This is a genomic window from Ignavibacteriales bacterium (assembly GCA_020635255.1).
Classification (GTDB): domain Bacteria; phylum Bacteroidota; class Ignavibacteria; order Tepidaquicellales; family Tepidaquicellaceae; genus JAEYVS01.
Genome location: JACKAC010000001.1, coordinates 57820 through 72898, shown reverse-complemented (window position 1 = coordinate 72898; position 15079 = coordinate 57820). Strand labels below are relative to the sequence as shown.

Annotated in this window: 12 protein-coding genes; 5 read left to right on the top strand and 7 right to left on the bottom strand. The window is 36.6% G+C overall.

Features of this window, described 5'->3' with window-relative positions:
• The first annotated feature begins 19 nt into the window (after positions 1-19).
• The 5 genes from H6614_00340 (at position 20) to H6614_00320 (ending at position 4355) form a co-directional block, all read left to right on the top strand.
• Complete coding sequence (locus H6614_00340; GenBank protein MCB9242101.1) at positions 20-862, top strand: alpha/beta fold hydrolase; 843 nt, start codon at positions 20-22, stop codon at positions 860-862.
• 1 nt (position 863) lies between these two features.
• Positions 864-2660 (top strand): SLC13 family permease, encoded by a 1797-nt coding sequence (locus H6614_00335; protein ID MCB9242100.1) that lies wholly within the window; start codon positions 864-866, stop codon positions 2658-2660.
• Between the two features lie 63 nt (positions 2661-2723).
• Entirely contained in the window at positions 2724-3419 is a 696-nt protein-coding gene (locus H6614_00330; protein ID MCB9242099.1) for an outer membrane beta-barrel protein, read from the top strand.
• The gene (locus H6614_00325; GenBank protein ID MCB9242098.1) at positions 3416-3814 is read left to right on the top strand and encodes a hypothetical protein; all 399 of its coding nucleotides are present in this window, start codon (positions 3416-3418) and stop codon (positions 3812-3814) included. The genes H6614_00330 and H6614_00325 overlap by 4 nt, the downstream gene beginning before the upstream one ends.
• Before the next feature lie 235 nt (positions 3815-4049).
• Complete coding sequence (locus H6614_00320) at positions 4050-4355, top strand: hypothetical protein (GenBank protein ID MCB9242097.1); 306 nt, start codon at positions 4050-4052, stop codon at positions 4353-4355.
• Positions 4356-4394: 39 nt separating this feature from the next.
• Here H6614_00320 and H6614_00315 read toward each other — a convergent pair whose 3' ends face one another.
• From H6614_00315 to H6614_00285, 7 genes are all read right to left on the bottom strand, one after another.
• The gene (locus H6614_00315; GenBank protein ID MCB9242096.1) at positions 4395-4784 is read right to left on the bottom strand and encodes a DUF4288 domain-containing protein; all 390 of its coding nucleotides are present in this window, start codon (positions 4782-4784) and stop codon (positions 4395-4397) included.
• 280 nt (positions 4785-5064) lie between these two features.
• Positions 5065-5382: a hypothetical protein gene (locus H6614_00310; GenBank protein ID MCB9242095.1), complete on the bottom strand. Its 318-nt coding sequence runs from the start codon at positions 5380-5382 to the stop codon at positions 5065-5067.
• A gap of 42 nt (positions 5383-5424) precedes the next feature.
• A complete protein-coding gene (locus H6614_00305) occupies positions 5425-5802 on the bottom strand; it encodes a hypothetical protein (GenBank protein MCB9242094.1) in 378 nt (125 codons plus the stop codon).
• Positions 5803-5989: 187 nt separating this feature from the next.
• Entirely contained in the window at positions 5990-6631 is a 642-nt protein-coding gene (locus H6614_00300; protein ID MCB9242093.1) for a hypothetical protein, read from the bottom strand.
• Positions 6632-6874: 243 nt separating this feature from the next.
• Positions 6875-7342 carry a hypothetical protein gene (locus H6614_00295; GenBank protein MCB9242092.1) on the bottom strand — a complete coding sequence of 156 codons (468 nt, stop codon included), beginning with the start codon at positions 7340-7342 and terminating at the stop codon, positions 6875-6877.
• Between the two features lie 146 nt (positions 7343-7488).
• Entirely contained in the window at positions 7489-7932 is a 444-nt protein-coding gene (locus H6614_00290; GenBank protein ID MCB9242091.1) for a hypothetical protein, read from the bottom strand.
• A 600-nt stretch (positions 7933-8532) separates the two neighbouring features.
• A complete protein-coding gene (locus tag H6614_00285) occupies positions 8533-15015 on the bottom strand; it encodes a hypothetical protein (protein ID MCB9242090.1) in 6483 nt (2160 codons plus the stop codon).
• Between the last annotated feature and the right edge of the window lie 64 nt (positions 15016-15079).

The following is a 15079-nucleotide window of genomic DNA, read 5'->3' as shown; positions in this document are numbered from 1 at the left end:
AAAAGACTAAAGCCGATCAATGACAGACAACGTAAGTAAAACTTCTCTTGTAATCAAAAACTCTCACGATAACGATCTTTTTTTGGATTTCTATTACCCGAAGGTAGACGACCTTCCTCTAGTAATTTTTTGTCATGGGTTCAAAGGATTTAAAGATTGGGGATCTTTCCCATATGTTTTCGATAAGGTTGCTTCAGCAGGAAATTTTGTAGTATCCTTCAATTTCTCCTACAACGGCACCGGTGATACACCCGAGACAATGTCCGAGTTTACCAGACTTGACCTATTCGCAGATAATACATTCTCACGCGAGCTCGATGATCTGGGTAGTGTAATAGATTACCTGGAAGCAAATAAGAATACATTTCCTTATAACTTCGACGATCTTACCCTTATAGGACATTCACGGGGAGGAGGAATAGTAATTCTTAAAGCCGCCGAGGACAAGCGAGTTAAAAAACTTATTTCCCTTGCTTCCGTTTCAGGATTCGATCGCTATTCCGAAAGACACAAAAAAGAGTGGAAAGATCGCGGGTATTTTGAGATACTAAATATGCGCACAAAACAAAAGATGAGACTGAATTATTCTCTACTAGAAGATCTTGAAAAGAACAAGGACCGTCTCGACATAGAAAAAGCCGCTGCAAAAATAGACGTTCCGTGGCTCATTATACATGGTACTGAGGATCTAGCAGTAGATTATTCAAACGCAGAAACCTTATATAATACCGGGAGCGATGAAAATAAACAGCTAATCATTATGGAACAAACCGGACATACATTCGGAGCAGTACATCCTTTTCAGGGCACGACTGGTGCACTAGAAAAAGTTATCACACTTATTATGGATTTTCTGAAATAGCATGACTCTTGATATCGGAATAGTACTTGCAATCCTCGGAATAGCATTCTTTCTATTCCTCTCTGGCAAAGTACGGATTGACATCGTCGGAATGCTAATCCTTATCTCACTTGCCGCCACAAAGATTCTAACCGTAGATGAAGTCCTGGATGGATTTAGTAACCAGGCCGTTATTACAGTGTTTGCTATTTTTATTATCTCGTCGGCCCTCGATAAAACAGGTGTTTCTGATAATATGGCACGCATTCTTTGGAGATTCGGTAAGGGAGACCAGGTAAGACTTATCATTGTAATAATGCTCCTGGTTGCAGCCCTTTCCAGTGTGATGAACAACGTAGCTGCTGCTTCGATATTGTTTCCAGCTGTGATTACCATATCCTCAAAAAGTAAAGTCCCAGCATCCAAACTTCTAATACCACTTGCATATGGCAGTATCCTTGGTGGAATGCTGACTCAAATAGGTACACCCCCAAATCTAGTCGTGACAGACTTAATAGTTCAGAATGGGAATCATGGATTTACATTGTTCGATTTCTTCCCGGTTGCAATAATAATATTAGTCGTTGGGGTAATGTATATGGCATTTATTGGAAGAAAGCTTCTTCCCGATCACTCAGATAAAAAAAACCTTCGTAAGTTTGACCTGCTTTCAGAACTCAACAAGCTCTATCACATAAATGAAATTATATACGAATCCAGGATCACTCCCGAATGCAAAATTGCTCACAAAACCCTGGACGAAAGTAAACTCGGTGAGTTTTTTGGTGTAAACGTTGCCGGTATCATAAGAGGAAGAAATGTTATGGTAAATCCGCCTCCCGAAACAGAATTTCTTCCCAAGGACAGGGTCCTGCTCACAGGAAGTGTAGAATCCCTTCACAATGCCGATGAAAGCCTCTCTCTTGGACTCAAGCCGTCTGATCCCGATTCGCTGATTAATCTGTCCCGTGTAGATACCGGATTGCTTGAAGCAATCGTTGCTCCACGCTCTACTTTCGAGGGGCATTCTCTAAGCGAGATAAACTTCCGAGAAAAATACGGAGCAAACGTAATTGGTATATGGCGAGAAGGCAAGACCGTTAGCACCGGGGTTGGGAAAGTAATTCTAAAGGTAGGAGATATGCTCCTCATTCAGGGTAAATGGTCTAAGCTTAATCTTCTTAAAAATGATCCTGACCTCATAGTCACCAGCACAACGGAGACTTTTACACAACAGCGAAAAAAGCCGATGGCATTTATAATACTTATCCTTGCCTTAGTGGTAACTGTATTAAAGATACTTCCTGTTTCTATTGCCATGCTGTCTGCCGCTATATTAATGGTATTAACCAAGTGCCTTACTATGGAACAATCATACAGGAGTGTTGAGTGGCGAATGATCTTCCTGATGGCGGGTGTTTTACCCCTTGGCACCGCACTAGAAAAAACCGGGGCGGCAAATCTCATCGGCTCGACTATACTTTCTCCTGTTGCTGATATAGGTTTAGTGCCACTTGTGATTATAATTTTTATTATAACTGTTCTCTTTTGTTCCGCTATTCCAAACATTGCATCAGCCGCGATAATTGGTTCCATTGCTCTTAAGACCGGCATTGCTCATGGATTCGATCCTTATATACTCATGCTGGCTGTTGCCTATGGTGCATCTACCGGTTTTGTCACACCGGTCTCACAGCAGTCGAATATGCTCGTAATGGGAGCCGGCGGATATACTTTCAAAGATTTCTTCAGAGTCGGATTACCCCTCACAATTATTGTTGGTATTACTGCTGTAGTAATGCTGATTATCTTCTACTAAAAACACAAATTATTTAATTGCTTTTTTAATTGATTCGTCTATCTTATATAGACATTTACTGCCATGCCAAAAACATTTAAAATATTATTAGTATTTAGCCTTTTTACTTATTTACCATCTAATGCGAAAGCCCAGCTTATCGATATGTCAATCGGTATACGCGGAGGACTAACTCTTGCGTCATATTCCCGTGATGTGAATTTTGGATCGACGATTCTCGATGAATCACTTTCCTCAGGCAATATACCCCGCATAACAGGAGGAATAACGTTTAATGTTAAAATGATCAACTATTTTGGCTTACAATTTGAAGGAATGTTTGTAAACAAAGGCGGTGTGGTTGAGGCAAATACTTTATCCGGGCAGAACTTGACACCAGTGAATAGGGATTATACGACGAATCTCGATTACATCCAGTTCGCGCTCATTCCAAAATTTATTATCGATCAAACGCCAGGCTTCGGATTCTTTGGCGGTGCAGGATTATACGCGGCTTTCCTGACAAATGCAAAAGAGGAAGTGCAGGCATCGACATTCCAGCAGTCACTGACAACCGGAAGAGACATCTCGAATTCCATAAAAGGAACGGATTTTGGCTTTCTTGTGACGGGCGGTGTTCAAATATCCAGCTTTGTAATAGAAGGCAGGTACAGCGCGGGATTTGTAAATATTATTTCAGATCCATCTTTAGATCAAAATATTAGTGCCAAAAACGGCGTGGTCACCTTTATGATCGGTTATAATTTCTCCCTGTTATGAAAAAATTAATTATTCCCTTAATATTACTTCTTTTGTCATCATGCGATGAAACCTCCCTCGACCAGATAAATCAGTTTAGCGGGCGGTGGATCATTGCATTCAAAAATAATTCAGGAAATATTTTGCGAGAAGGGACAGTTACTCTGCAGGATAACGGGACCATTTGTGATAAGATCAGGATATCTGCTTCGGGAGACTCTGTTTATTTTATGGCTAATGTAGGATCGGACGGCACATTAACCGGTAATTTTGCGGACAGTTGCAATGTTGGGAATACGGGTTCCGTTTCCGGCGCATTGAGTGAGATACTGGGTATCGTTACCGGCACAGGAAATTGGAATGACACGACCCGCTCGCCGGACGCCTCCGGTATGTGGGAAGCAAGACGTTATTAATTTGTTAGATTTTGCCATCGAAATGCGGATCTTTCTTAGTTGAAGAATCCGCCACTAAATCTATATTTTTCCCAATTGTTATTTTCAAAACTTCATTGACAATATATTGTTGGTTCTATACATTAGGTTATATTATAACTAATTAGTTTTCTATCACAAAATCTACCAATTTCTTTATCTGGCAAACTTTAAATGTTTATTTACTAACCTTTTCAAAAAATGAGGAATACTGCCAATGGTAAAAGTCAATCGTCTGCCGGAATGCAGAGAGATCAAAATGCAAAAACGGAATTACTCCGAACTGACAAAAACCTTTCAAACAAACTTTAAGACCTTAGTTGATTTCTATGGTATCTCGTTCCAACAGATATCATATGACCAGGACATTGAGACCATCTATGTGGAGAAGATCTACAAAGGAGAGTATGAGACGCTCAGTCCCTTCATAATACTGTGCTTCTCATCTTACTTCGGTACTGAATTCTACGAGATCACACATCACAGGGTAGTAACAATTAAAGGGGAGCTTTATTATTTGTAAAAATCAAAGGCACTCCGGAAGGAGTGCCTTTTTGTAATTCTATTTCTGTTTCCTTTTCTTCATTTCATTTTCCCAGGAAAAAACTCCAAGTTCACTTTTCCTGGGTATTTTTTTCTTAATATTATCCACTGATCTAACATAACCTTCTGAATATGCTATTTCTTCCATATCTTCCAGCTCGCCGTAAATTTCAACTAACTCTTCTACTCCGGCAAACTTCCATCGAACAATCTCATCATACGGATTTAAATGTTTTCTTTCACCTAATTTTCCATATTTTAAAGCCTTTTTATAGGCTTCCTCAGAATTCCGTGCCTTAATTAAAATCGTATTATTATAATACGGCAAGTAATTAGCATTGAGTAGTTTTTTGTTCTTCTTATCAAAGATTTGCGCGTACTCAATAAGATTTGCTAGATACCATTTCATTACAATAAAAATAATCCACTCCGGCTGTAAAATCAACCGCTTACAGAAAATCTTTCCAAAGCCGGACGATCGATGTTGTTTTTATATGATGTTCTGTGGCAGAAGGATTTTTATAAATTTTTATTCTTCTTAAAAGCAAAAGGCACTCCGGAAGGAGTGCCTTTTTAGCAATAACTTTATTCGTCTTCCATCTTTTCGTTCAATCGGCTTTTTAAGGCAATCCTTGCCTCCGTAACAAAAGCAAGCATTAAAAATGCCTCTTTATGTGATTTACATCAATTTAGGTTTTATAAATTGCATTTTCAAGCTTACTTAAACTTTTAATTCCGTCATCAATGAAATCTTTCATTTCTTCCAATACCTGACCCATCATTATAATGTCTATACCTATATTATCATTTACTTTAGTGTTGGTTTTTAAAGAAATTTCTTTGCATAAATCATATAAACTTCTTGATATTCCCGGAGAAGTTTTCTCAAATACATACATTAAACTTACTCTTAGCATATCAATATCGTCATTTAAATTTGGATGTAATTCACTTAGACTATTCACCAACTCATTTATAACAATTAATTTTTCTTTAAAGTCATTCATACTATTATTTTAAGTTAATCAAGAATACCTAAGTCTTTAATTTTATTCGTCTTCCATCTTTTCATATTCTTCAATCAGTTTTTTTAAGGCAATGCTTGCCTCCGTCAATCTCAAATATAAGTTATCAAACTTTACATCAAAGTTAGCAAGGCAAACCCCTAAACTATCTAAATCTTTTTCTTTAGCATAACGAGTTACTTCCTCACACATTCGAGCAAAATTGTTTAGAGCGAATTTTTGAGAAATTTTGGAACTGCCCTCCGTATCATAAAGTTCGTTTCTCTCAAAACAAAAGTCCATATAGGTTGCCTTAAGGAAAAAGTATACTTTTTGAACATTTGGTTCCAATTCAGGAGCTATATCAGTTAATTTGTTACTAAATTCCTGAAGAATGTCTGATAAAGAATTAAAATTATCCATTTTTTGTAGAATTTAAGGCAAATTTATTATCAGAATAAAAATAATTCACCCCGGCTGTAAAATCAACTGCTTACAAAAAATCTGCTCAGTGCTGTTTTTTTATATAATGTTCTGTGGCAGAGAGATTTATAAATTTTTTATACTTTTCCTTAAAAGCAAAAAGGCACTCCGGAAGGAGTGCCTTTTATTAATAGATTCTAATTTTCGTGAAAAATGTTTCGATTAAAAAAGATAAGGTCTCTTTAAATTCCAATTCATTCCATTGACGTTCAATTCGCTCTATAAGTTCTCTTTTATCAACTTCTGGAGCTTCCCAAAACTTAAAATCATAAAAAAATTCATACAGGATATCTATATCATCTGAGTTACGATATTCAGTTAACTCTTTATCATTTACTTGGGTACCATATTCAAATAGAAAATTTAAGAATAACAAACATTCTCTGATTGATACGGAATCATATGAAAGTGCCTCAATATTATCGATGTCCACGAACAAAAGCCTTATCCGGTTAATATCAATAGAAGCGTATACATTGGACAGAAGCATATTTTTGTCTTGGTTTAAAAGAAAACTTGAAGCTTCATCAATCCACAACTTAAATTCATTCTTATCCCAGTAAGGATTATTTTCTTTTAGATACTCAAATATTAATTTTTGTTCTGTAAAGAAAAGAATTTTATTATCTTTATCTAGAAGTATTTTATCTTGATAATCCTTCGTTATACCACAAACAAAATAATACACTTCGTCCTTAATATTGATCTTGATTATATATTTTCTATATTTTTCACAAATTCTAAAAAAATCACTAAGCTGGTGGTCCATCTTGATCCGGCTTTTTTGAGGGTTGTGGCATAAAAGAGCGATCTCATTACAAGAATAAAAATAATCCACGCCGGCTGTAAAATCAACCGCTTATTAGAAATCTGCCAAAAGCCGTAGGATCGGTACTGTTTTATATGATGTTCTGTGGCAGAGGGGTTTTATAAATTTTTTTATACTTCTTTAAAAAACAAAAAAGGCACTCCGGATGGAGTGCCTTTTGAATTTTCTTAATCCACTCAATATTTATCTTGCTAAATAATTAATAAACACTTTTTTGATATTATCATTTTCATCAAAATAAAATAATAACTTCACTATGGAGGATCTGCTATATTTAATTATATCATATAAGTCTTCATAAATAAAGAATATTTCTATGTTAGCATACAACTTATTATTCTCAATTTCGGAAAAGAACACCAACAGGTCATAGTATGGATCTGAATTCAATCTATCTAAAGAGGAATCGATTTTCATAACCAGATCCTTGGAATAATATTCTCTTTCCCATAAATGTAAGATGCTATCTTTCTCTGTGGAATTATAATCTGAAAGTTCATATTCGGATACCTCATCCAAAAAATATATTAAGTCTGCATGAGTGATCTGTGAAGAAACTTTAATTCGCAGAGTATTCATTCCATATTTCTTAAAATGCTCTTTTATTTCTGATGAATTCTTAATATAGTTAAAGGCATTCCAATACTTCAAACTATCTCCCTCATAGGAAGTTTGAGTAAATAAGTTAAGACCTACTAAGATGATCAAGCTAATCATATTTGGTTATTTTGCTGTATGAAAAGTGTACCTGCTACTTGAACTAATACCGGTACCTTCATCAATCCCAGTCTTAGTTTTTAAGTCAAAAGGTATTTTACTTTTTCTTCATCATAAGTTAAATAGCCATTCTCAATTTTTAATCCAAGATCTGTAAGTCCATTTAGTTCCGTTAATAATAAATCTAGATTTAACTGTGAATTTGGATCTTGTCTTTCATAATTTGAAAAGTCTATAACCATTCCATCAGGATCATATAAAATTAATGGATTATTAGCTACATAGTTATAAGGAGAATATGAAATATAATTTCTAGACATCGGATCTACAGTTCCCCATCTTCCTATCCTGCTGTCAAAATACCTCGCTCCAAAGTAGTCATAACCGCTCTTTTCATTATCCCTTTCCTTACCTGTGAATAAATAGTCATTATCCGTTAAGGATGAAGTATATTCCCTGTCCATTAGTCTGTAGCCCCAGATATCTACATCGTTCGATTCTACCACATTATAGGCAGTATCCATCACAGCTCTTATGGTTCCCAGGTGGTCCTTGAGGAAGAAATATTTCTTCTGATCCGAGTCTATCTTACCTTCTTACCCACATTCTGCCGAAGGCATCCCTACGGGACACTGTTTCAGGTCCGTGCTATTGTAAAGAGCAAATTCATTACCTAAATAAAATAATCCACACCGGCTGTAAAATCAACCGCTTACAGAAAATCTGTCCAAAGCCGGAAGATCGGTGTTGTTTTTATATGATGTTCTGTGGCAGAGGGATTTTGTAATTTTTTTCATTTCGTTTTAAAAGCAAAAAGGCACTCCGGAAGGAGTGCCTACTTTGGTAATTTTATCAAAGCTAAAGAAACTAAAAGCATATAAGTAGTCGGAAGTACATTCAGTGCAAGAATATCTAAATATATAATAAACCTTAAAGTACTTGTGTTCTTCTTTGTTAATAATATCAATATGCCCAATAATAATATCAAAAATAAATTTAAAATAGAAATATAAACCAAAGATACAGAATCAGAAATATATTCTCTCCAAAAAAAACCACTGAGTGAACCAGTAAACATCAAAAATCCTAATAAATTAAGGCTGCTCAACAACAATAAGCCAGTATTAATTAATTTCTTCATATTGCGCGTTTTTTGCCTTTATTACGGATTTAATTAATCTCATAGTTGTAGATTGTGTTACTTCATCAATTTCTAAGTGAAGACATTCATAAGGTCCAAAATTAGTAATATTTTTTGCACCTTCAAATTCTTCTTGATTAGGTGATCCATGTATTTCATCTATTAGTTCAAAGAAATTTATATTTGACTTAATTTTAGACGAAATCACAAAAGGCATTAAATCCTCAGGGCGAGAAAAAGCAGCTGCCAACTCTATAGGAAAGTAAGCATCAACAGTAAAAAGATATATAGGGTTTTCAACTTTCTCAGCTAACAAATTTGCAATTCTAATTGCGTTATATCCGCCCATACTATATCCATAAAGAATAATTTTTTCATTTTTCCCACTTAAATTTTCAATAATATGGTCAACAATATCACCTGTATTAAAACCAGCAGAACCATCGTAACCTTCTAAGGTAATTTCACCACTCTTATCTGTATCTTTTATATATTCAGACAAGTTATAAAGTAAAGATAGTGCACCAACTGGGGAATCTGGGCTATAGTCACTCTCATCAATTTTATTAGAATTTCCAGGATCATTCTCGTCAAATCCCGTAAAAACATAAATATCATCTTTGCCATCTAAATCTATACGGATTAGCGGATTTAGCTTTCCATATTGAAAGGGACTATGGGATACATTTTTATCATTTAACATATCTACACCACACCACCTTCCTATCCTGCTATTGAAGTACCTCGCTCCAAAATAATCATAATCACTTTTTTCATTATCTCTTTCTTTACCTGTGAATAAGTAGTCATTATCGGTTACGGATGAATTATATTCCCTGTCCATTAGCCTGTAGCCCCATATATCCACATCGTTCGCCTCCACTACATTATATGCTGTATCTATCACAGCTCTTACAGTGCCCAGGTGGTCCTTGATGAAGAAATACTTCTTCTGATCCGCATCTATTTTTCCTTCTTTACCCACGTTCCACTGCTTCAGGTCCGTGCTATTATAAAGAGCAACTTCATTACCAGCTACATCTCTTACATACCATTCATCGGCAAGTGTCTGCCAGTTATCTCCTCCTCCCTCTCCTGCAGGAGGTTGGGCTTGATCGTCATACGGCGGGAATGTCTCCAGGCTGTCCCAGTCGGGATCTGTGCCCCCGCCTCCGCCTACGAAGTTTAGTACGGATATTTTCCGTATCCTGTTACCGGCATCATCATACCACATCCTGGTGACAGCATTATAGTTTTCAGAATACACGTACTTGTATTCCGTCATCAGGTTCCTGTGGTCATACTTCATATCGAATATATCGCTCAGCTGGTCAGTGAGAACATTGCCATTTGCATCGTAAGTAAATTGAGCTGAACTGCCCGTTACATGAGAAAGTTTATTCGTACCTGAATAATAAGCATAATCGAAATTATCTTCAAGGTTACCTTTACTATCATTCCTTGTCATTGCAGTGAGGTTGCCGTCCTTATCAAATGTATTCTGCATATCCCATTCATCACCGGAGGCCTGATCTACGCCTATGAGCCTGTTTGACCTATCATATGTGTAAGTAAATGACAGATCTCCGGTAGTCCCCATGTTATCGGAATATGTTCCACCCAGGGTTTGATGTTTAACATTCCCATTCTTTTCATACTCCAGTTCTTCGTTAAATTTATCCGGCGTATGATCGTTTATCTGGTACAGCCAGTTACGGTTATTATAAATATTCTCGAAAAGATAACCGCCGTTATTATACTTCACAGTATCTATCATCGAATTCTCATTGTACTTATATGACGCGAATGTACTGTACTGCCCAACAGCATCCGATGTATCTCCTGCGGGATTCTGAGGATCGTACAGTTTCACATCGGAGAGCCTTCCCGCATCGTCATAGTCATACCTGAACTTTTTGAATCCGGTGCTGTCGCCGTATTGATATGTCATATATGCCGGCTGGTCGGAAGAGTTGAATATATAATCAAATACTTTCGTGCCAAGCCCATTCAATACGTTCCACATCTTTATCATTCTGCCTTTGCCGTCATACCTGTAGTATTTAAAGTTCCACTTCGTTTCCGATGTCCTCGTCTTGTACGCCGTTGCTACCAGCTTACCTTTTGTATTATTCTTTACAGAATAATAATCTCCCGGCGGTGAGAATAGTCCCGAAGCAACCGAGGTCGAGAGCGTATCATACACATTGACCGTAAGGAACCGTATTGAATCCGTGGAATAGTTCTCAAATGAATAAGAGGTATCGGGATTCAGGTCCGTCCAGTCATACCTGGTCGATTCAAAAGTAAGATTCCCTATTCCTATATACAGCAGTCTGTTAATTCCATCATACCCTCTAAATGTAAAGTCATTCGGACCGGACTGCACCGCATCCATCGAAAAGCGAAGGTTATCACTCTTGTCATACCTAAAATTCTCCGTACCGGCATCGACGGTCGTTCTCTCCTTCTGCCTGCCGAATGCATCGTACTTATATGAAATTATTTTGTTGGCAGGGGTTTTTACATTCGTTACTCTATAGAGCGAATCATACCTGTAGTCCGTTATCAGTGAATCTGTCACTGGTGAGCTGGGTGTTCCCGCATCAACGAATTTCACTTCCCTGCGGAGATTTCCCACCATATCAAAGAATTTTATGAATTTGTTACCGACTTCGTCTTCGAATACCTGTTTATTCACTATGCCCGACACTGATCCCCAGTGATATGTCAGCCCGTTCTGGAATGTACTTGTCATCAGGCTGGCGCTTGTATCAGCCGGATTCTCGGTCTTCTTTACGTTTCCAAATTCATCATAAGAGAATTTCGTTTCAATACCTCTTCCATCGGTGGTTTTCGACGGTTTATCCAGGTAATTGTACTCCGTGGTAGTGCTGTTAAAGCTCGTAGCGCCGGTGTACATTTTATTTTGAATAGGTCTGTAAAACCCGTCAAATATAGTTTCGTTCTTTTTATAATTTCCCACGCTGAGCTTTGTCAGTGTTCTTACCTTATTACTGTCATCAGCATACTCAAAATTATAGTTTGCGTTTGAAAGTTCGTTTTTAATATATGTGGTGATCTTTCTGCGCTTACCATATACTTTTATCCTCGGCGCATAATCCGCCTTCCATGTATTAAATGCTATACAGTTGCTATTATCAATGTTTTGTCCTAAATACAGAATATACTCGCTATAATCAGGGGGTACCCCTCCGGAGTAAGTAAGGTCCAATTGAACCCCGGCAAATTGCTTTCCCTGTGTTATCATATGCAACGTCAAAAGATCCTTAATATCAAATTCGTTTTCCTGATAAACAGATGTACTGCATACCTGCACAGGCTGTTCGTGGGGCAACGCTAATTGGTACTGGTAGCTTGAATTAGGATTTATTACAAGAGGTCCGCTTACACTAAAAGAATCGGCCGCCCTTACTATCATTTTTACATTACTAATTGACGTATCTGAATTTGTTAATCTATGTAACTGGTACGGATATAATATCAATGAAGCGCTGTCAATCGACACAAACTCCTTGAAAAGTCCTGTTGGAAACCCGATCAACGGAAGATTTTCCTGTTGGATATCTTCATATTCCTCCTCGGTTCTGATATTAAAGAAATAGCTTGCGTCACCTGGTGTTGGCTCAGTCATATTCCTGTAGTAAAAATGATCCGCCACATAATCATAGGACCCGATCAGGTTGGTCAAAGTATCGATTGCGACAGTCTCAATAACCGTATCAATTATAGTATCCTGAACGAACGGCGCAAGGTCGTGCGGAGCAACCGCGTGAGTGATCCTATTTAAAGCATCATAGGAAAAACAGCTCAAATATCTATTAGAATTAATATTATTAAGTAAATTTCCTGATGCAGTATATAGATTATATTCTGTCAATGAATAACCGGGGCTTACAAAAGCATCTGTTCTTGTGGGCATTCTTCTATCGTGCCACAAAGAATTTGACACTGTTATGGTTCCGTTTTCATAAGCCTTGTAATAAGCTACTCGTGGTAGTTGACCCATAGCATCGGTAGTATCATAATATTCACCAAAATAATCAATTTCATCTCTGTTACCCAGTAATGAACTTTCACTAAAACTAATCGGATTATAATAAAAAAATTTTTCATTGCCAGTAGGATCGATTGTTTTTTTTAGATTCCCTTCTGTTCCTGGTTTGTGCTCGCCAGCTTGAACATACATCCATTCACCTACAGTATCCTTTTTATAAAATTCATTTTGAAATTCTTTGAATATATTTCCATTGCTAGGATCAATAATCTTGGTGCTAACTAATTGACCTATATATCCGGAGTCTGTGTCGTTTCCCCAAATATATGAATAATTGGTTTTCGCTGTAAGATTATCGGCATTATCATATGTCTCTTCATATTTTGGAAGATTTAGATTAAAAAAGGGGGTTTCTTTGTATGTAGAAACACCAAGAATATATCTTCCGTCGTTATAGTGCTTACTTATACCGTCCATTTTCTCATACTCGACAACACTCTTATTGTCAAATGGATCAATAGTAGTAATTTTTTTTATTGGATTCTTGTAGGTTGCTCCTGTAAATGGATAATCTGAGTAAAACTCGTACTTATATTCAGACTCCTTTACTGCACCATTTATAGTTTCTTTTATTAAAGTATCTAAAAAGGAACCACCGTAAGTAGAATAAGTTCCGACCGGCCCCTCTATATTAGCAAAATATTCAACTGTTTTTATTAACGATTCCGGTTCACCTTTAACGTGCTCTTCTTTCAATAATTTTGTTTCACCTGGAAAATCATAATTCTCCATTAAGTTTTGAGCAAGGTTGAATATTTTATAATTTTTATAGTAATACTTAGTCCCAATTTTGCTTGGGGTTTCAATAGTATCAGTTGTTAGGTTAATAGTAAACTGCTCGGTACGATAATCATCACTTGCATCCACAGGTTCTTCTGCAAAGGAAGTACCATTATCAGAGAATGGATAACTATATTCAATTTTTTTATATGTATCTGTACCCTGCTTATACTCAACTTTCTCAATCATATTCTCAAAGAATGCATCCCTGCCTTGTCCATAAAAATCAGAACTATGTATTCCATATTGACCATCGGAAACTAACATATCCATGGAAGATGTAATACTACCTTTATATGTATAGATCTTTTCTCCCCCATTTTTATTAGTAAATTTTGACATTCTTTTTAGATGTCCATTGTCGAATTTAACAGTAAACGTACTTGATGGTGAATAGGCTAGATTTGTTTCAGTTCTGTTATAATCCTGATATTGAAATGCCCCCAAAGTATCATTATTTAGCCCCATAATACGAGTTACCATTGCCCTATGATCATTCGAGTTATCAAAAGCCGCAAAGGTAAAGCCTGTGGTAAATATTTCATAATACCCATCAACGTCATTTCCTACTGAAATCTCTCCAACATTATTTACAAATGGATTATAAATAAATTCGATATATCTACATTGAGATGACCACCCCGGAAAATCGATTCTTTCTAACGTTGGCCTTCCTCTTAAACTAGCATAATCATTATATTGAAGAGTCATTGCATTACCAAATCTATCTATTACCGAATCCAATCTTATAACCTGTGCTGAATCATAACATTCCATACCTGCTGCAGGAGCATCATAAAAATCAATCCCATACTCTTTAAAAATAAAAGTTAGCCCGTCTCCTCGCAGTAATTCAATTCGTCTATTTTTGCACGCTGAATCTCCAGGAAGAGTATCCCTATATGTAACTATTGCTTTTGTGTAATCTTTTCTATTTACAGCATAGTAATCTCCAGTTGAAACATGCGTTCCCTGACCATTAACTTTATTTTCAAGTCTAAGTAAAGATCCGTCCCCCATTAATAAGTTAATATAGTCATAGTAATTTGCAGGATCTTTTCTATCTGTAACTTGATAGCCAGTCATTAATAGATTTACCTGTTTGTTTTCGGCTTGTCCAGAAATTTCTTGAGTAAACATTTTTGTTTCGAAATTCAATGTCTGGACTGCAATTCCATTTACACTAAAAATCCATCCTGGAATATTAAAGTTGTGTTGTGGCAATACTCCTGGGGCTGTAGATATATTGGAATCAGCAGCAAACAAAGTATGGGCTATTGAGCCGTTATAAGTGAGACTCATATCGAAATCTAGATCACCTGGCCCGTCATAGTGATATAGAGGAAATGAATATTGAAGATTTCCATTAAAGTTATTTATAATCTCATTTTCATCATAACTAATCGAATTTGAGGTTGAAAATCCCCTTTCGTTAAACATCCCGCCTACATTAAACCATACTCCAGCAGGAGGATCATCCAGAGTGTCAGCAAACACATTATTATCCCCAAGGGTGCCGTAATATATATTTCCGACCGAAATACCAAATACGGTCAACCCTCCTATAAATAGTATAGGTAGGATCGTGTTAAAAAAAAGTTTTCTCATTTCTTACCTTTAAAAGTTTATAAAAGTTGCAGTTATCCCAATGGTAGGTAGAATAACTGTGCAC

What these genes read in the sequence shown, in the direction of transcription:
- H6614_00340 (MCB9242101.1), top strand. Translation starts at nt 20, where the DNA reads ATGACAGACAACGTAAGTAAAACTTCTCTTGTAATCAAAAACTCTCAC.
- H6614_00335 (MCB9242100.1), top strand. Translation starts at nt 864, where the DNA reads ATGACTCTTGATATCGGAATAGTACTTGCAATCCTCGGAATAGCATTC.
- H6614_00330 (MCB9242099.1), top strand. Translation starts at nt 2,724, where the DNA reads ATGCCAAAAACATTTAAAATATTATTAGTATTTAGCCTTTTTACTTAT.
- H6614_00325 (MCB9242098.1), top strand. Translation starts at nt 3,416, where the DNA reads ATGAAAAAATTAATTATTCCCTTAATATTACTTCTTTTGTCATCATGC.
- H6614_00320 (MCB9242097.1), top strand. Translation starts at nt 4,050, where the DNA reads ATGGTAAAAGTCAATCGTCTGCCGGAATGCAGAGAGATCAAAATGCAA.
- H6614_00315 (MCB9242096.1), bottom strand. Translation starts at nt 4,784, where the DNA reads ATGAAATGGTATCTAGCAAATCTTATTGAGTACGCGCAAATCTTTGAT.
- H6614_00310 (MCB9242095.1), bottom strand. Translation starts at nt 5,382, where the DNA reads ATGAATGACTTTAAAGAAAAATTAATTGTTATAAATGAGTTGGTGAAT.
- H6614_00305 (MCB9242094.1), bottom strand. Translation starts at nt 5,802, where the DNA reads ATGGATAATTTTAATTCTTTATCAGACATTCTTCAGGAATTTAGTAAC.
- H6614_00300 (MCB9242093.1), bottom strand. Translation starts at nt 6,631, where the DNA reads ATGGACCACCAGCTTAGTGATTTTTTTAGAATTTGTGAAAAATATAGA.
- H6614_00290 (MCB9242091.1), bottom strand. Translation starts at nt 7,932, where the DNA reads ATGGATACTGCCTATAATGTGGTAGAATCGAACGATGTAGATATCTGG.
- H6614_00285 (MCB9242090.1), bottom strand. Translation starts at nt 15,015, where the DNA reads ATGAGAAAACTTTTTTTTAACACGATCCTACCTATACTATTTATAGGA.